Genomic DNA, 19779 nt, shown 5'->3' with positions numbered 1-19779 from the left:
TATAGATAATATTTTAAACATTGTTATATGTTTTTTATCATAAAATCATTAATTTCGTCTAAGAAAAGATTACCATATTTTTCTAATTTGATTTTACCAACACCAGTAACATTAATAAGTTGTTTCTTACTTTCAGGTTTGATTTGCACCATCTCAAGCAAGGTTGCATCACTGAATACAACATAAGGGGCAATATCCTCCATATCAGCAATTTCTTTGCGTAACCGCTTAAGATTATTGAATAATATTCGTTCTTCATAAGATAATATCGTGGTTAAATTAATCGCTCGAGCATAACGATTTAAGCGACTTTTCTTCACAATTTCTAAACGTGGTTTTGCTAAAGATAAAGCGACTTGACCTTTAAGAATCGCACGTGCTTGTTCGGTCAATTGTAACGTAGTAAAGGTGGAAATATTTTGACTCACATATCCCAAATAAATTAATTGTCTAATTACACTAAGCCAATAATCAGAAGAATGCGCTTTTCCTATTCCATAAACCGATAATTTATCATGACCATTTTCTTTAATTTGTGAGCGAGAAGAACCACGTAACACATCGACAACATATTGAGCACCATAACGTTGCTCAACTCGGTATATGCAAGAAAGTATTTTTTGTGCATCAATTAATCCATCATAATGCTCGGGTGGATAAAGACAGATATCACAGTTGTTGCAAGGTTCGGTTCTATTCTCACCAAAATAGTTAAGTAATACGGTACGCCGACAAGTCATACTTTGGGCGAATGACTCCATGGATTGAATCTTATGTAACTCAACTTGTTTATGTTTATTCTCTGGTTTATCAGCAATTTGGCGATGATACCAGTTTAGATCTTTACTATTAAATAATAAAAGAGCCTCTGCCGGAACGCCATCACGCCCTGCTCGACCAGTTTCTTGATAATATGCCTCAATCGTTCTAGGGCAATCAGCATGCACCACAAAACGGACATTGGGTTTATTAATTCCCATCCCGAAAGCGACAGTAGCAACAATAATTTGCACATTATCTTTCAAAAAACTTTCTTGTGCTTGTTGACGCTCAGCAGTGGTTAAACCAGCATGATAAGCAACGACAGAGAATCCTCTCGCAGCCAGTCTGGTTGTCATATCCTCAACTTTGGAACGACTAGAACAGTAGACAATACCACTATTCCCTTTTTGGGTTTCAATAAAAGAGACAACTTGCTCAGTAAGATTAAATTTTTCAACTACCGTATAACGTATATTTGGCCGATCAAAACTACGCACCACCACTAACGGATCGATTAAGTTAAGCTGATTAATCACATCTGCTTGAGTCAATTTATCGGCGGTTGCTGTTAACGCGATAATTGGAACTTCGGGAAAACGCAATGATAAATGGTTTAATTGACGATAGTCAGGCCTAAAGTCATGCCCCCATTGTGAAATGCAATGCGCCTCATCAATAGCGATTAATGATGGTGGATGAGCAGTAATTAATGAATAAAAGGACGATACTGCCAATCGTTCAGGTGAAATATATAATAATTTAATTGTGTGATTTAAATACTGTTCAATAATGTTTTGTTGCTCTTCTGGAGATTGAGTCGCATTTAAAAAAGCCGCCGAAATTCCATTAACGATTAATTGATCAACTTGATCCTTCATTAACGAAATAAGTGGCGAAATAACCAACGCAGTACCAGGCAATACTACTGCCGGAATCTGATAACAAAGCGATTTACCGCCACCTGTTGGAATAATGGTTAAAGTATCTCGTCCGGCAATAACTGATTCGATAATATCTCTTTGCTGATTTCTAAACGATTTGTACCCAAAAACATTATGTAAAACGTCCTCAATCTGATCTTTAAATGACATACTAACCTAAACCAGTAATACCTTATCTATTTTCAAGGAGTATAACGAATTTGAAATTAACAAACCACCGTGAATTTACATTTATTTACAATTCATAAAAAATTGTACTATCCCTAAACGATTATCATCGGGAAATAAAATTGGTAAAAATCGGATTTTGTATATTATTTGATTAATAACATTGACTGTTTTTCCAACAAACAAACTCAAAAGATTAAAAAAACAGCTATTTTTGATTTTTTTACTTGAAACAAAACAGTTTGCCAGCTAATATTTGCGTGTTTCAAATGTACGCCCGTAGCTCAGTTGGTTAGAGCATCACCTTGACATGGTGGGGGTCAGTGGTTCGAGTCCACCCGGGCGTACCAATTCAAAGCCTTATCCTACAAGAATTACAACAAATTTAAATCGCCTTTAAAAAAACCGCTGGGGTAAAACCTCTACCAATAACTTTGTATTTTTAATATTAAAATTTCTAAATTTTCGATCCGCTTGCCAATATTTAATGTCACAAATTCACATAAAAACATTTTTTATTTATGATAAATAAACCCAATTGTACAAAAATTTGTATTTAAAACGTTAAACATTAAATTCCCACAAAATTTTGTTTTATTTTCTTAATTAGTCAACTGATGTAAATTAGCTTAATGATTCTGAATATAGTGTAATAGTTAAATGAAATACGTATAAATACCACAATGTTTTTTGTTTTCTAGTTTGTGTGCATTTAGTTTGGCGATAACGAATCAAATATAGATAAAATGGAATTGATAAACAAAATGAACTAAACCCTACAGCTTCTAAATTAATAACATTTACTGATAGCAAAAAAACCAAAATTACCTACTAGTTGATTTAACATTGCTATTTTTACTACCAGTTATTAAATTATTTACGCGATAAATTGCATAAAGCGAAACACAATAGTTGTGCAAATATAGACAAATTAAATGCTGCCATATATTAAATTATAGGAAAAGCATTAGCTAAATTTGCTTAAATGATAATAACAATATTGCAACATTCAAAAAAAACAGTTTAATGATAAAAAAAGGTGCGCAAAAAACCCCTTTCCTCACTTTTTTATTAATTAAATTCTACTAATCCAAACCCTATTCCAATTTAGCTTTCGTCAATAATTTCTACTTCTTGGGGGAATTGGGGCGTCCGTCCATAATAGGTATAAGACTTATTTGGTTTTATTCTTTTTTTGAATTCAGGACTTTGTGGATCATCAAACAACAATGGATCTCTTTTACGATTCATTTCTCTAAAAGCATAGTCTTCATTAGCATGCATATGTCGCCATGAATTTCGATAACCTAAAGTTGCATAGATTCGATTGTTTATAAATGAAGAACGCATACCAAATAAAATAAAGCAGATAACAACAAAAGAAGCATAAATAACCAAAAATAACAGAGTAATAAAAATAAAATCACTATGATCATCAAAAATAGCTATTATCATAAAAACAATATAAGGAAATATCAGTAGGCAACAAATCAATAGACAACCCTTAAATAATTCTAAGGTTGATGAACAATTCCCTTTAGGAAAAAACAAAGCATGGTATTTGGGCATTCGCACAGCATAAACAAAATACTTATTTTTTTCGGTCTGTTCGACAACCATTTCAACATAGTCGCCATTCTTAAAAATAATATCTTCTAATTTTCCTTCAACTTTAATATTACCAACATAACAATAAAAGTATGTACCTTTAATAAGTTTTCTTTGTAGAGTTTTAGAAGGTATGAAAATAACAACCATGTCTCTTATAATTGTATAAAATAATAAAAAAATGGCCCTAATAAGCCCACCGTATTCATCAATAAATGCTTTTGTAAGATCGCCTGAGTGCTGTTCAACTTTAGTTTTAGTCTTTTCGAATACCGTTAAATAATTAACTCTACCTTTTAATAAACAATAATATTTAGCCATTAACTTCCCTAAATCCATCTAGTTAATTGTTCCATACTCCATACAGTGTATGATTATTTATATGAGTTATATTACTATATTATTTGCTATCTTATCACTTAAAGCGAAATAAAATAATTTTATAAATTATACAATTAGGTAGTTTATTGAGGAAGAAAAGAGATAAGTAAGTTAATACAACTTTGACCCCAGTAGGAATCGAACCTACAACTAGCCCTTAGGAGGGGCTTGTTATATCCATTTAACTATGAGGTCATCAAGGCTATTTATTCTAATAAATTTATCAAGGCAATATCAATCAAATAATGAAAAATTTTCTATTTCAAGCAAACATGATACAATCGCTGCATCCAACACTTTATCATTTGTATTCGGTAGCATTATGAGAAAAAAAATTATAGGTATGATGTTCTCGGTTTTAGCGTTGACAGGTTGTGCGACCTATCAGGCTGAAACAAATAGTTATAGTGACCCATTATCGGGTTTTAATAAAACAATGTTTAATGTTAACTACTATGCGCTTGATCCTTATATTTTGCGCCCAGCTGCCGTAGCGTGGAAAGATTATGTTCCAACACCAGTACGTAAAGGAGTAGTTAATTTTTCTTCTAACCTTTCTGAACCTGCATCGATGGTAAATAGTGCTTTACAAGGTGAAGGACATGAAGCAGGTAAACATTTAGCAAGGTTCTTTATTAACACTGTTTTTGGTGTTGCCGGTTTATTTGATGTTGCAAGTGTGGCAGACCCTCAATTGCAAAAAGGTTCTAAACGTGGTTTTGGTGACACATTAGGCCATTACGATGTCCCTTATGGCCCTTATGTTGTATTACCTTTCTATGGTTCAGCAACACTTCGTCAAGAAGGTGGTAATCTGGTTGATACTTTATATCCACCACTTGTTTGGATAGATTGGCAATGGGCACTGGTTCGCGGTGTATTTGATGGCATTGAAGCTCGAGCTGTGGCCATTGAGTATGAAGATTTAATTAAAAATAGTGATGATCCATACAACTTTATGCGTAATGCTTACTTCCAGCGCAATGATTTTAATGCTTCTGGCGGTAAAGTTGATGAACAAAAAGAACAACAACGTCAACAAAGCATTAATGGCATTCTTGATGAAATTGATGCCCAATAAATAGTAAGATTTATTAATAATTAACGCCGATTTATTCGGCGTTTTTTATTTGCCTTGCATTTCGGGTAAATGGTGCCAGAACCGTCTAGGCATATTTTGCCTTTGTAATCTTGGATTAATTCGTTCTTTTATGGTTAAGGCCTGACAATAACGATTCCACATGGTTTGAAACAATTTTTCATCATCAGTTAGATAATCTTGGTTAATTTGCTTATTAACGATCAGAGGATCGTTATCGTTTAACCAGATTTGCTCAATCTTATCTAAATCATAAAAATAACCATATTGGCGTTTTTCATCATAAATTGCCCATTTTTGATCAGCATAACGATCTTTAAAAAATCGTGTGGTTAACGGTAAAGCGTTATATATAGGCTCTATAACCGCAAAGTAAATTTTGTCATTATTATCACAACTGTTTGCTGGATTTTGGATACTATTGAAGCGAACAAATTGCTGAATATGATGTTTTTCTTTATTTACCTTTTTAGCTATATCATAAACAGCTAACACATCCGCATCAGCAAAATCAGTTTCAATCGAATTGGTTGACTTGAATACTTTACAAATATAGCGAAAGATAATTAAATCACTTTCAGGTAATTCTGATAGCCAAGTAAACAAGAGTTGATTTAGCGCAATCTGTGATAATTTTTTTTGCAGTGCAGTATAAACACGCTCATATTTACTGTTGCGATACTCAACTTGATGAAAATCAGTAACCAAAAGTGGCACATCTTCTCCCTCAGCTAATAAACATTCAGGCATTTTTTTTAGTTTAAATGCATCAAACACCGCACACATTAGTCCTTCGAAAGACTTATCATAATAGAACGCCAGCATAAATTACCATCCCATAACTAGTTGCTGTGGAAGGGCTTGTTGTTTTACTTCAAGACGAGGCAAATCTTGTAAACTAAGACGGATATATTCGGCGGATGAATCAAGTACTTTAAATGTATTCATTTCATGGCAAATAATAAAAAACTGCGCTCGTTTTAGCACCACACCAATACGTTTGAGCGCCTCTTTATTTAGTTTTCGATGTCGCCTTGCCATAACAATTAATTTTGCTGATTTAACGCCAATTCCTGGCACCCGTAGAATTTTTTGATAACTATCCCGATTGATATCAACCGGAAAAAATTGTGGATTACGAATCGCCCAAGATAATTTGGGATCGACAGTCAAATCAAGATCTGGATGTTCATCATTTACAATTTCATCGACACTAAAATCATAAAAACGAAGTAACCAATCGGCCTGATATAAACGATTTTCTCGCACTCTTGGTACTTCTTGCAAAACAGGTAATCGCTTATCATAACTATTCACAGGAATAAATCCCGAATAATAAACCCGTTTCATACTTGGTCGCTTATATAGTTTGGCGGTGAGCTGTAAGATTTGATTATCAGTTTCATCTGTCGCGCCAATAATCACCTGAGTACTTTGCCCAGCAGGGACAAATTTGGGTGTTGATTTAATTTTTTTACGATCTTCAATATTTTCTAGCAAATTTTGCTGAATATGTCGCATTGGTTGATAAATGGTTTGATGATCTTTATCTGGTGCCAATAATTTTAAATTACGCTCGGTAGGGATCTCTAAATTGACACTCATTCGATCAACGAGTAAACCTGCTTCACGAATTAATTCATTACTTGCACCTGGAATCGCCTTCATATGAATATAACCATTAAAGTTATATTCTTGCCGTAATATTTTGACCACCCGAATCATTTTTTCCATCGTGTGATCAGCACTACGTACAATACCCGAGCTTAAAAACAGCCCTTCAATATAATTGCGACGATAAAATTCAATCGTCAGTTCCGCTAACTCTTTTGGTGTAAATCCTGCACGAGGAATATCATTACTCTGGCGATTGATACAATAAGCACAGTCAAACATGCAATAATTCGTTAACATGATTTTCAACAGTGAAACACAGCGACCATCAGCAGTAAATGAATGGCAAATACCACAGCGAGAAGCACTACCAATACCTTTATTTTTATTACTGCGTGAAGTACCACTAGAGGCACATGAAATGTCATATTTTGCAGATTCGGCTAAAATCTCAAGCTTTGAGATCATTTTTTCTTGAATCATAATTATCACCAATAACTGTATATATTTACAGTATTATAATTATTTTATTGCCGTTAGCAAGTTAATAATCAGATCGAATTTAAAAATTTTTGTTCAATAAACTTGCGATTAAGACTGATTTAATCAAAATTTCATTAATAGAATGTAAATATATTCATATTGATTGATTTATTGACCGGTTATCCCAATTTTATTTATTAACTTAACAAATAAAATCAATCTGGGGGTATTGTTCAGCTTACAAGTGTACGCTATAATCAGACCAATTTTTCATATGAAGCCAGTTAACTTAGGAGTAGAGCATTAGATGAAACGTGTAGTAATTACAGGATTAGGTATTCTTTCAAGCATTGGGAATAATACCAAAGAAGTTTTAGAATCGTTAAGAGTAGGCCGAAGTGGTATTACTTTTTCGCAAGAAATGAAAGATAGCGGAATGCGTAGTCATGTTTGTGGTAATGTCAAATTAGATACAACTGGATTAATCGATCGAAAAGTCGTCCGTTTTATGAACGATGCTTCTATTTATGGATATCTTGCGCTACAACAAGCAATCGAAGATGCAAAATTAACCCCAGAGCAAGTATCTAATCCACGCACAGGTCTTATCGCTGGTTATGGTGGCTCAACCAAAACTCAATATAATGTTGTTGCCGGCATGAAAGAAAAAGGTTTAAGAGGTGTTGGGCCTTATGCAGTAACAAAATCTATGTCATCGGCAATTTCTGCATGTTTAGCGACACCATTTAAAATTAAAGGAGTTAGCTACTCAATGACTTCAGCTTGTGCAACATCAGTACACTGTATTGGCCATGCAGCTGAACTTATTCAACTTGGTAAACAAGATATCGTGTTTGCTGGTGGTGGTGAAGAACTATGTTGGGAAATGTCATGCGAATTTGATGCTATGGGTGCATTATCAACTAAATATAACGACACACCAGAAAAAGCATCACGTGCTTATGATAAAAACCGTGATGGTTTTGTAATCGCAGGCGGTGCCGGAATGGTAGTAGTTGAAGAACTTGAGCATGCTCTTGCCCGTGGTGCACATATCTATGGTGAACTCGTTGGTTATGGGGCAACATCTGATGGTTATGACATGGTTGCGCCATCTGGTGAAGGGGCAATGCGTTGTATGCAGCTTGCTATTCAAGATCTTGATGGACCAGTTGATTATATCAATACTCATGGTACCTCAACTCCAGTTGGTGATGTCAAAGAATTATGGGCAATCAAACAAGTATTTGGTGATAACATCCCTGCTATCTCTTCAACTAAATCCATGACTGGTCACTCATTAAGTGCTACCGGAGCACAAGAATTGATTTATTCATTACTTATGCTTGAACACGGCTTTATTACACCAAGTATCAATATTGACGAACTTGCAGATGAAGCAGTAGGCATGAACATTATTACCGAGCCAACTGAACGTGAATTAACCACAGTAATGTCTAATAGTTTTGGTTTCGGCGGTACTAATGCGTCAATTGTCATGAAAAAATACCAAGCATAATTGTAAAATTATCTAACCAATAATAAAAAACCGTTCCTAACTAGAACGGTTTTTCTATTTGACAACGCTATAACTAATTTGGATTTTTAGCTTTTTAAAAAATTTTTCCTAATCTTTTTAGAAATAATTAATATTTTAATCTAGCTATACGGCAGTGAACAAGATTGTAAAGTATCTTGAATTTCTTCAATCTTTCTAAACTACCTATACGGCAGTGAACTTAATCTATGAACGAACATTGATAGAGGATGATTTCTAAACTGCCTATACGGCAGTGAACCGTTTGCCCTCTTTGCGAGGGCTTTTTTACAATTTCTAAACTGCCTATACGGCAGTGAACTAGAATCCCATATACTATAAATGTTGTTGGCAAAAAGGCAAAGTCTATTTTTGCCAGTAAAAACCCTTTTTTTAGGCTATTTCTTAACATATTGATTTTTTAGAGATTTTATTTTAAGTAAAAAAAGGGTTAATAAAGGGGGGTCTTTAGATTTCAAAAAACCCGTTCCTCAAATTTTTTATAATCGACCTTTATTATTTACTCTATGGTCAATCATTTCTTCATAATGAAATATATTATTAAATTAATTTACCTAGAAATCTCAATTAATTAATCGTATGCTTTTTTAGAATAATTGAATACTTTGCTCTTTTATCCAATAAGCAAAAAACAACTATCTTTTTGAATAAAAAATCTTTATAAAATATCGACTAAATATTAAAGAAAACAACAAATTCATCCCAGAAAAACTGTACAAAAAGTAAGAAGAATAAAATTGGATTTTATTTTTCAAATTCAGATGTGTAGGCATATAAAGCATTAATATTATAAAAACAACAATAGTGCTTATCAAAGCACTTAAAAAAATTGTTCCAAGAAGAGTTAATATTAATTTTTTAAATTTAACTTGTGAATCAAATTCTCCAAAACAATTTATAAGAATTATATTGAAAAGCTTATATAAAATTCCCCATCCTAAAAAGGTTAACAATACAAATAGTAGCATTACGGTAATACTTGAATCAAATAATTCGTTGATTGCATAAACATTTAGCAAAATAGTTTTAAGTGAAATATAAGACAAGAAAAAGCTATATATTTGAATGTGAATTCTTTTTATTACTATAGAATTAAACTCGATTACTGAAGAATAAAAAGGTATTATTTTAAATAATATAATTAAAATAATTAATATTGATATTATATCAAACCATTCTAAAAATCTAAGACATAAGGGAATATAATCATGATCGAAAAAACGAAAAATTATATTGCTTAAAATATAGTGTTCTAATATATAAAAAACATATCTAATTAAGGTATAAACGGTAATTAATAAACATATTCTTACCAAATTTTTTGACAAGTCATATATACGATATTTTTGAAAAAAATACAAAGCAATCATATAAACTAACAAATAATAAGTTAAACTTCCCAATGTTATATGATAGACAAAAATATTATCATATCTATAACGTATAGTAATGTTGGCAAAATCGAAAAAATTAATCATTGGAACTATCAACCAAATGAAATAACAAGCAAAAGTAAAAAATAAAGGCAGTTTAAAGTAAGACTGATTTTGATTATCCATTATATCCCTATATTATATCCTAATTATGATCTGACAAAATCATAACTACGTTTAACAATAGTTGCAAAGAACCATTTAAAAAAATTTCAATTAGTTAAATACTAGGTATTATATTGGTTTTTTATCTTTTTTATGCAATATATTAATAAAAAACCAATACTCTAATAACTGTTAAAATACATCAAAAACTAACAGTGACTATAACTTGCGTTTATTATATTTTAGGATTAACACAATTAACACTTAAGGTGTAACACAAGCAGCACGAATTTTCCACAAAATAGATTGAAGTATATCGATATCTCCTTCAGGATCATATAAAAGTGGTCTTCCTTCATCCTTAGGTCGCGCAGTATTTGTTGCTACATTATTCGTCCAATAATCATATTCGTTCCAGTCTGTACTTCTATAAGATTGGCAACTAGCGTCACTACCATCCTCACTCATAGGCATACATCCCCATTCATTGGCAATTCCACCAATCCATTTTCCATTCTCCTGATAACTTAATTGTCGACGAGCATACATTCTATACTCATTAATATTGGTAAAATCATTCACATCTGGCAATCGATAACCACTACCTAAACTTTTACAATAATCCCTTGCCTTAGATTGATAACTTAACATTTCTTCATTTTCATCAGATGATGGAAATCCATGTTCCTTATTAAAAAAAATCTCAGGATTAGCAATAAACCAACGCATTAATTTAAATTCGTAAATTAGCGTACTTTTATTACTATCAGCATATAATCTGAAAGTCATAGGTCTAAAACTCTTATCCGCTGAATTATAGCGTGGACCAACTAATGTTACTTTTATAGCTGGTTCAGCCAATCCATATGGACTGGGTCCATGCTCACCATGCTCCCATTCAGTGGTTTTACTTACACTTAATGATAAACTAACATTTCCCCCCTCTATAGATTGTATAGTACTGCCATTGGCAGCTAATACCGCTTCAGGTGTTATACCGCCAAATAGTAAATAAAAATACAATCCATGTGACCCGGTCGTTGGAAAGTTATTTTTAGTTATTGAAGTTTCACCTTGATAATTACCACTATTGGTTGCTCGTAATACCTTAATACCTTTACTTGGATACCCTCGATAAACACCATAATCATGGTCACTCTCGATTTGTGCGGCATCCCATAAAATGCCATCTATCTCATAATCACGACCAGCTAAACTAGCGTTATCAGGATACAAATTTGGCTGGGCATAACACACTTTTGGATCTAATTTTGGCGTTAAATAATAACTATGTGAACCACCTTTAAAACGATTAGTATTAGGCTCACCATAAGGTGTAGTTAACTCACTATCACTAGCGCTAATGGTTATTTTATGTACCCCATCACATAAATCTGGAATGGTATCAGGATGACTTTTCACCTTCGATGTAATATCTATAAATGCGTTTTTAGCATTAATATCTGCTACGGCAGGATTACGGGCTTCCCATTTTATCTTAATGTCACCTGTTGCGGTTGCGGTAATAAGGTCACTATCATCAAATCCATCACCATCATCATCAGCAAAATAATTATACGGTGTAGCAAGTAAATCAGTCATATTTATGACAGGAAACTGATTATTGCCTGATATAGGTAATGGAACAATCGTTTGTACACTGGCATAAGTATTGTTCTTATCAGGTAACTCGATCGGATTGGATATACTTGATACATCATTTTGCGGGGTTATCACAGTACCATTAGGTAATTTAATTGCCAGTAGCTCTTCTGTACTCGTTATTTTACTAACACCATCATCTAGCGTTAAATATGGTGCACTACCTTTTATACTTTCTGTGGTAAATGAACTTAACGCGTATACAGGGCTAAATATAGTTGAAAAAGCCATAGAACATAAACACATCTTTTTCAAGAATTTCACTATTGTTTGGCAAAATGAGGATGAATATTTAAGTAGTGTTTTATTAAACGTTGAATTTCGCTTTATTGGCTGATTAATGAATAATTGCTGTATTGAAGGGCCGTGACTCAATATATTTTTTTTACTGGTCAATGTTGTATTAACAATTAATTTAGAAATAGCGCCTAAATAAGGGTATCTCAACATGCTCTTAATCCTTTAATTTATAATTTTTATCTAAAAATATGCAATCCTTGCAGAAAAAAGTATAGATATATTAGGTAATTATAGCAAATTCAGATTGGTAAATAATTGTTAAGACTTTTGTCATACCTACAAGGTAGTGAACGCTGTACAGTTGCCATTTTGACGTCTTTAGCATTTCTAAACTACCTACACGGTAGTGAACCCCATGGCGTGCCCTCAATTCGTCGACTTGTTTTTCTAAACTACCTACACGGTAGTGAACAAAAACCTCCAATTGTTCCTCCTGAGAGTAACTTTCTAAACTACCTACACGGTAGTGAACATACCCCAACAGACACAGCTGTCTCGCCTGCTCTTTCTAAACTACCTACACGGTAGTGAACTGTTGAACTTTGACGAGACCACATATTCTCAGTTTCTAAACTACCTACACGGTAGTGAACATCTGGCGCCAACAGAACCTCTTGCAACCATTTTTCTAAACTACCTACACGGTAGTGAACACCACGTTAAATTGTGTGTTGTCGCCCGCTGTTTTCTAAACTACCTACACGGTAGTGAACAGTCATCTCGATTTTGATATTCTGTTAACTCATTTCTAAACTACCTACACGGTAGTGAACTAGAACACAACATACTATAAATGCAGTTGGCAAAAAGACAAAGCGTAATTTTACTATTAAAAACCCTTTTTTTGAGTAACTTCTTAATGTTTTGATTTTTAATTATTTTATTTTAAGTCAAAAAAAAGGGTTAGAAATGGGTACAAATTTAAGTTTCAAAAAACCCCTTTCCTCAACTTTTTTGTTCTTTTAATTTCGGACGTTTTGTTGTTTGGTAGCTAGTTCTATATGGCGTTTACGTCCGAGTAAAGAGGGTTTGCGCGAACCCTCTTTACCAACTCTCGCGGCGACTACGCAAATGGTCACTGCGTGACTGCCTTCCGCCTTCGTTCGCTCTCAACGCACCGGCTGTGATTTGTTCCTGACAAAACACAGCCTTGCCAAACAACCCTGTTTGCCATGCTAACCTCACTCAGTTGTCAGCACATTGCTCATGTCGCTAAATGAAGCACTCCAATCTGATTTTCTAGAAATAAACTTTTATATTTAGAGCTAACTTATTTTAGTTTTAAAGCCAATTTCAGTGAAATTGTGGCTAGATTTAGGCTTTTAAAAACCCTCTCCTCAACTTTTTTGTTTTTTTAGTTTCGGACGTTTTGTTGTTTGGTGATTAGTTCTATACGGTGATTACGTTCGAGTAAAGAGGGTTTGTGCGAACCCTCTTTACCAACTCTCGCAGCGACTACGCAAATGGTCACTGCGTGACTGCCTTCCGCCTTCGTTCGCTGTTAACGCACCGGCTGTGATTTGTTCCTGACAAAACACAGCCTTGCCAAACATCCCTGTTTGCCATGCTAACCTCACTCAGTTGTCAGCACATTGCTAATGTCGCTTAGATGAAGTATTCCAGTCTGATTTGCTAGAAATAAACTTTTACATTTAGAGCGAACTGATTTTAGTTTTAAAGCCAATTTCAGTGAAATTGTGGCTAGATTTAGGCTTTAAAAAACCCTCTCCTCAACTTTTTTGTTTTTTTAGTTTCGGACGTTTGCTGTTTTGCGGTTGTTTCTATACGGCGATTACGTCCGAGTAAAGAGGGTTTGTGCGAACCTTCTTTACCAACTCCCGCGGCGACCACGCAAGTGGTCACTGCATGACTGCCTTCCGTCTTCGTTCGCTTTTAACGCACCGGCTGTGATTTGTTCCTGACAAAACACAGCCTTGCCAAACATCCCTGTTTGCCATGCTAACCTCTCTCAGTTGTCAGCACATTGCTCATGTCGCGAAATGAAATACTCCAATCTGATTTGCCAGAAATAAACTTTTATATTTAGAGCGAACTGATTTTAGTTTTAAAGCCAATTTCAGTGAAATTGTGGCTAGATTTAGGCTTTAAAAAACCCCGTTCCTCAACTTTTTTGTTATTTTAGTTTCGGACGTTTTGTTGTTTAGTGATTAGTTCTATATGGTGATTACGCCCGAGTAAAGAGCATTTGAGCGAACTCTCTTTACCAACTCTCGCGGCGACTACGCAAATGGTCACTGCGTGACTGCCTTCCGCCATCGTTCGCTCTTAACTCACCGGCTGTGATTTGTTCCTGACAAAACACAGCCTTGCCAAACATCCCTGTTTGCCATGCTAACCTCTCTCAGTTGTCAGCACATTGCTCATGTCGCGAAATGAAATACTCCAATCTGATTTGCCAGAAATAAACTTTTATATTTAGAGCGAACTGATTTTAGTTTTAAAGCCAATTTCAGTGAAATTGTGGCTAGATTTAGGCTTTAAAAAACCCCGTTCCTCAACTTTTTTGTTATTTTAGTTTCGGACGTTTTGTTGTTTAGTGATTAGTTCTATATGGTGATTACGCCCGAGTAAAGAGCATTTGAGCGAACTCTCTTTACCAACTCTCGCGGCGACTACGCAAATGGTCACTGCGTGACTGCCTTCCGCCATCGTTCGCTCTTAACTCACCGGCTGTGATTTGTTCCTGACAAAACACAGCCTTGCCAAACATCCCTGTTTGCCATGCTAACCTCTCTCAGTTGTCAGCACATTGCTCATGTCGCTAAATGAAGCACTCCAATCTGATTTTCTAGAAATAAACTTTTATATTTAGAGCGAACTGATTTTAGTTTTAAAGCCAATTTCAGTGAAATTGTGGCTAGATTTAGGCTTTAAAAAACCCCGTTCCTCAACTTTTTTTAGAATAAACTATTTTCTCAATGTAAAAAAATACTCAAACTTAGTTTGAGTATTTTTATGATTTGTTAGATCAAAAATCTATTTCTATGCTTAAATATTCATTTTTTTGATGAAAAAAGTCAAAATTGCCGAGCTAATTAGCGCTATTACCATAAATATAAAAGCATGATTATAACCACCGTTAGCGTTATCGATTAAGAATCCAATAATAAATGGAGATAATACCCCTGCAACTTGACCTCCAAAATTAACAATGCTTGAAGCTTTACCCATAATCACCGGAGGGATCATATGCATTAACATTCCCCAGAAGATCGCAAAAGCAATAAACATAAATAGTGCTGATAGACATTGGAAAATAATAGCCGCTTGCAGATTATCAACTTGGAACATAAAGAAGAGAAATATGCCAGATATAAAAGCAGTTAAGCCATAAACATATTTTAATTTATGTTCAAATTTATCAGCAAAATATCCACCTACTAATGTGCCTAATGCACCAAATAGGAAAGGAATTGCCGCCAAAATCCCTGTTTTTGAAAGGGATAATCCTCTTGCTTCGAGTAAATAACTTGGTAACCAAGTTGTGAAGCCCCAAAATGTGATATCAAACAAAAACCAGATAAGCGATAACTTCCATAGTATGGGCATCTTCAATACGTTTATTAACGAATATGAGCTGTTATCTACTACTGAATTATTGTTATCTTGGCTATTGCTAACTTCCAACTCTTGCAATTCATTAGCATCAAGCAAACTATTTTCTGTCGGATTGTTGCGGATAAATTTATAAATAAATAATCCTAATATGAATCCAGGAATACTTAATATAATAAATACATCACGCCAACCCAACCATTCAATTATAGCCACAGCAACAATAACTGAAATTGCTGGCCCTAAAGTATTAACTGATGATTGAATTGCTGTTGCTCTGCCTCGTTCTTTAGCAGGAAAATAAGTTGCAATTGTTTTCCAAGATGATGCAGGGAAACATCCTTCACCGGCACCAAATAAAAATCGAGTCAATAACATCAGAGGTAATACATAAATTAATCCAGTAAACAGAGTAAATATTGACCACCATACAATAGCAAAAGCCATCACTTTACGAGGACCAAATTTATCTGATAAATATCCCCCTGGAATTTGAAATAACGCATAACCAACAAAGAAAGCACTGATAATCGAACCTTGTACTGTTTTGTCGATACCGAGATCTTGACCTATAAAGGGTAGCGATACATTCATTACCATTCGGTCAAGAAATGAGAGTAACCAACCTGACCATAAAAGTAATAGTATTGTATATCGTCCTTTCCATTTTTTTTGTTTATATCCAGAGTTAGGAATTTTATTGTGTAACTGATTCATTAAATTTCCTTTTGTTTAAATAGTGTTATCTTGATTAACTTGAAACAAAAGTTAATATTTGTAGCAATAGTAATCTATTGTTGATTTTTATCATTTAATCAATAGATTACTATTTATTAATTTAAATCAAACGCTCAATATCCAATGGATATAATTTATTTCACTTAAGTGAATTTTTTATAATTATCAAATATCTACTACTTATTTATTGTAGACATTCCAAGCGGCTTCTAGACCAGCTCCTTGGGTTGTTTTAAAGCCAACACGATTTAATACTGCTTCAAACGCAGTAAGGGTTTGCATTACACAAGATTTTCTTGCATTGTATCCCATAGTACCGATACGCCATACATTACCTTTAAGTGGACCAAAAGAGGCGCCAATTTCAATACCAAAATCATTGAGCATTAAATTGCGAACTTCAAGATCATTAATATGATCAGGTCGTACAACACCAACAACATTATTCATCTTATGAGATAAATCACCAAATAAGTTCAGACCCATTGCTTGTAAACCAGCAACCATCGCTGCACCATTGATACGGTGACGCTCAATAACATTATCTAAACCTTCTTGTAACACGATTCGAGCACATTCTCGTGCAGCATAAAGCATTGATGTGGCTTCGGTGTGATGATTAATACGCTCAGATCCCCAGTAACGAATAATCATATCGATATCGAAATAGTTAGAATAGATCATCTCATCATTGCCACTGGTGTCATTATCAGATCTTATACCTAATTCAACACATTTACGTGCTTGGATAATTTCGACCATTTTCGGACTTAATGTGAGAGGAGCAACACCTGGAGGCCCACTTAAACATTTTTGTAAACTGACTGAAACACCATCAAGTTGCCATTTATCAACTTCAAGCGGGTTACCAACAATTGAAGCTGTAGCATCAACATAAGATAATACGCCATGTCGACGGCAAATTTCACCAATATTATCTAATGGTTGTAACAATGTTGTTGAAGTATCACCCTGAACACAAAGCAATAATTTTGGTTTAACTTTTTTAATCGCATCTTCGATAACATTAGGATCAAAAACTTCACCCCATGGCACTTCAATAGTATGAACATCAGCACGACAACGATGAGCAATTTCACATAGTAATAAGCCAAAGCGACCAAACACGGGTATTAAGACTTTATCACCAGGTTTAATCGTTGATACTAATACTGCTTCAATACCAGCCCTTGCTGTTCCATCGATAACAAAAGTTTGTTCATTTTTGGTTTTGAAAATATCCCGATAAAGTGACATGGTTTGATTCATATAATCAGTCATAATCGGGTCAAATTGACCAATTAAAGGGGCAGCCATCGCTCTAGTTACACGAGGATCTGCATTAATTGGACCGGGACCCATTAATAGCCGTGAAGGCGGATTAATTTGATCATATTTATTTAGATCTAACATTATTTTTTCCTTTATTAATATCGAGTTAATTAGTTAATGATCACACTAATTGGTAATTCATCTTCTTTTATCTATATTTTTTAAAAAATTATTGGCAATGGGATGATGAAATCTAAATAGATTTACAATTTCATTCATCACTTTACCCATATGCGTTTTTTTCCATGCTAAGGACAATGGCGATGGTTTACGTTCATTAATAACTCGGCAAGCAATCAATTCACCTGAATCCAAATAAGATTGACAGATTGATTTTGGCAAGAAACCGATCCCGAGTCCCCTTAAGTGGCAAGCCAACTTGGTTGAAATATTGGGAACAATAATCTCTGATTGACTCGGTAATAACCATGCCACTCGTTTATTCATATGAACAGATGTATCTTCAACATTAATTGCTGGGTATTTGCGTAATGTTTCATTCGATAACGCCCCCTCAATTTGAGAAATAGGATGATGTTTTGCCGCAACGAATACCCAACTAACTTCACCAAGCGGAAGTATATTTATCATAGTATCAAGCGATTCAGAACCTGTTGCTCCGATGGCTAAATGGCATTCACCATGCAATAACGAGTCCCATACCCCCATATACACTTGTCGATTCACATTAAAATGGGTAAAAGGAAATTTTTCTTTCAGAAAAGCCAATAAATCGGCAACAGCTTCAACATCATACAATAAATTATTGATAGTAATGTTAATTTTACGTTCAACACCATCACGGATTTGTTGAAGCTCATCGGGCATAGTCGATAACCAAAGCAACCATTGGCTACACTGTTCATAAAGGTGTTGCCCTGCTAATGTAAGTGTCACGGTTCGAGTGGTTCGTTCAAAAAGTTGGGTATTGAGATCGGCTTCCAATGATTTAATGCGATAACTAATTGCGGCAGGTGTTTTGTAAAGTAGTTTTGCGGCTTTTGAAAAGCTATTACTTTCTACTACTTTGATAAAGGTTCGCATGGTTTCTGTATCTAACATGATTTAATCCCTTAAAACAAAACGATCAATACCTAACCATATACCAAGTAAAAGATCTGATCCAGAGGTGTGGCCATAATTCATTAAGTTTTTTATCGATGAATGATGATAGTGACCTTTTACAAATGAGTTAATGACTTGTAATACCAGTAACGAAAATTTGCTTTGTAATGCATAATTTAAGAAGGCAACACTAACTGTTGTAGTTAATAAATCTAATGATAACTTTGCAAAGGCTGTTTTAAATCGTTGCATTCGATCTACAAAACAAGGATCACTTGAGGTGACAGCTAAAATACCAACAATAATGTCATCAAAGCTTGGTGTTAAACCGGGACCTAAACCAATAAATGGCGAGATATCATCAACATTGCCTTCCATTAAATTCATCATAATATTGCATAACTGATTTAATTGCTGTGGATAATGACCATTTACATTATTGCTTAATTGGCCAAATAATCCCGTAGGATTGTGAATTTGCTTTAACTGATTAGCAACTTGCAATTTACTCATGTTATTTAGTGAATACTTTTTTGAATTAAGTTGGCAAATATGTGTATCAAAGGAAATGAGAAACGTGCCGATTTGTAAATCACCTGTCGACAATTGATAAAGCGATATCTTATTATTATCCAATAATAGCGACATAAGGAAATCAAAATCAGACGATTTAAACACGACACCCATTGGTGATAAACCACTGTTAAAGCGATGTAATGTGATTAATTGCCGATTTGCTGTGATTAAATTAATGGTATGTTGATAACAGCTAAATAGCGATAATTCGCCCTCTTTTATTGGAATATCGGCACTAATTAATAATGGTTTGATGATATGCGATGATTGAGCTATAAATAGACCACGCTGTTGACAATAATCAACAACATTTGTACTTAACTGAGATCGGTTAATCGGTTTATTTAAGCATTCATCATCTGCATATATCAATTTCAT

12 protein-coding genes, 2 tRNA genes and 1 CRISPR repeat array are annotated in these 19779 nt (G+C 34.2%); of the genes, 3 read left to right on the top strand and 11 right to left on the bottom strand.

All coding sequences use genetic code 11. The features are described 5' to 3' along the window. Positions 1-23: 23 nt before the first annotated feature. A complete protein-coding gene (gene recQ, locus AC5LWZ_RS06095) occupies positions 24-1853 on the bottom strand; it encodes a DNA helicase RecQ (protein WP_493463258.1) in 1830 nt (609 codons plus the stop codon). 291 nt (positions 1854-2144) lie between these two features. On the opposite strand from recQ, the gene AC5LWZ_RS06090 reads away from it, so the two are divergent. Next, positions 2145-2221 (top strand) — tRNA-Val (locus tag AC5LWZ_RS06090). A 757-nt stretch (positions 2222-2978) separates the two neighbouring features. Here AC5LWZ_RS06090 and AC5LWZ_RS06085 read toward each other — a convergent pair. Beyond that, complete coding sequence (locus tag AC5LWZ_RS06085) at positions 2979-3800, bottom strand: hypothetical protein (protein ID WP_493463257.1); 822 nt, start codon at positions 3798-3800, stop codon at positions 2979-2981. Positions 3801-3983: 183 nt separating this feature from the next. Next, a tRNA-Arg gene (locus tag AC5LWZ_RS06080) sits at positions 3984-4055 on the bottom strand. Positions 4056-4182: 127 nt separating this feature from the next. On the opposite strand from AC5LWZ_RS06080, the gene AC5LWZ_RS06075 reads away from it, so the two are divergent. Further along, the gene (locus tag AC5LWZ_RS06075; RefSeq protein ID WP_198199677.1) at positions 4183-4941 is read left to right on the top strand and encodes an MlaA family lipoprotein; all 759 of its coding nucleotides are present in this window, start codon (positions 4183-4185) and stop codon (positions 4939-4941) included. 45 nt (positions 4942-4986) lie between these two features. Here the strand turns inward: AC5LWZ_RS06075 and AC5LWZ_RS06070 are convergent, their stop codons facing one another. Then, positions 4987-5784: a TIGR03915 family putative DNA repair protein gene (locus AC5LWZ_RS06070; protein ID WP_110448007.1), complete on the bottom strand. Its 798-nt coding sequence runs from the start codon at positions 5782-5784 to the stop codon at positions 4987-4989. 3 nt (positions 5785-5787) lie between these two features. Continuing rightward, positions 5788-7053 carry a putative DNA modification/repair radical SAM protein gene (locus AC5LWZ_RS06065; RefSeq protein WP_493464178.1) on the bottom strand — a complete coding sequence of 422 codons (1266 nt, stop codon included), beginning with the start codon at positions 7051-7053 and terminating at the stop codon, positions 5788-5790. 310 nt (positions 7054-7363) lie between these two features. On the opposite strand from AC5LWZ_RS06065, the gene fabB reads away from it, so the two are divergent. Beyond that, positions 7364-8575: a beta-ketoacyl-ACP synthase I gene (gene fabB, locus AC5LWZ_RS06060; protein WP_110448008.1), complete on the top strand. Its 1212-nt coding sequence runs from the start codon at positions 7364-7366 to the stop codon at positions 8573-8575. Between the two features lie 674 nt (positions 8576-9249). On the opposite strand, the gene AC5LWZ_RS06055 is transcribed toward fabB, so the two are convergent. From AC5LWZ_RS06055 to AC5LWZ_RS06030, 6 genes are all read right to left on the bottom strand, one after another. After that, positions 9250-10173 carry a hypothetical protein gene (locus AC5LWZ_RS06055; protein ID WP_493463256.1) on the bottom strand — a complete coding sequence of 308 codons (924 nt, stop codon included), beginning with the start codon at positions 10171-10173 and terminating at the stop codon, positions 9250-9252. A gap of 243 nt (positions 10174-10416) precedes the next feature. After that, positions 10417-12264 (bottom strand): hypothetical protein, encoded by a 1848-nt coding sequence (locus tag AC5LWZ_RS06050; RefSeq protein WP_493463255.1) that lies wholly within the window; start codon positions 12262-12264, stop codon positions 10417-10419. 174 nt (positions 12265-12438) lie between these two features. Continuing rightward, a CRISPR array of direct repeats spans positions 12439-12887; the repeat unit is 28 nt; unit sequence TTTCTAAACTACCTACACGGTAGTGAAC. A 2236-nt stretch (positions 12888-15123) separates the two neighbouring features. Next, on the bottom strand, positions 15124-16407 hold the full coding sequence (locus tag AC5LWZ_RS06045) for an MFS transporter (protein ID WP_493464166.1): 1284 nt from the start codon (positions 16405-16407) through the stop codon (positions 15124-15126). 201 nt (positions 16408-16608) lie between these two features. After that, complete coding sequence (locus AC5LWZ_RS06040) at positions 16609-17841, bottom strand: pyridoxal-phosphate-dependent aminotransferase family protein (protein WP_086363307.1); 1233 nt, start codon at positions 17839-17841, stop codon at positions 16609-16611. A gap of 57 nt (positions 17842-17898) precedes the next feature. Next, positions 17899-18822 carry an HTH-type transcriptional activator AllS gene (gene allS / locus AC5LWZ_RS06035; RefSeq protein ID WP_493464165.1) on the bottom strand — a complete coding sequence of 308 codons (924 nt, stop codon included), beginning with the start codon at positions 18820-18822 and terminating at the stop codon, positions 17899-17901. 3 nt (positions 18823-18825) lie between these two features. After that, positions 18826-19779, bottom strand: coding sequence for an oxamate carbamoyltransferase subunit AllH family protein (locus AC5LWZ_RS06030; RefSeq protein WP_493464164.1), 954 nt, complete (start codon positions 19777-19779; stop codon positions 18826-18828).

It is taken from the genome of Gilliamella sp. LMG 34362, from assembly GCF_984569125.1.
This window is presented reverse-complemented; position numbering and strand designations above follow the sequence as displayed.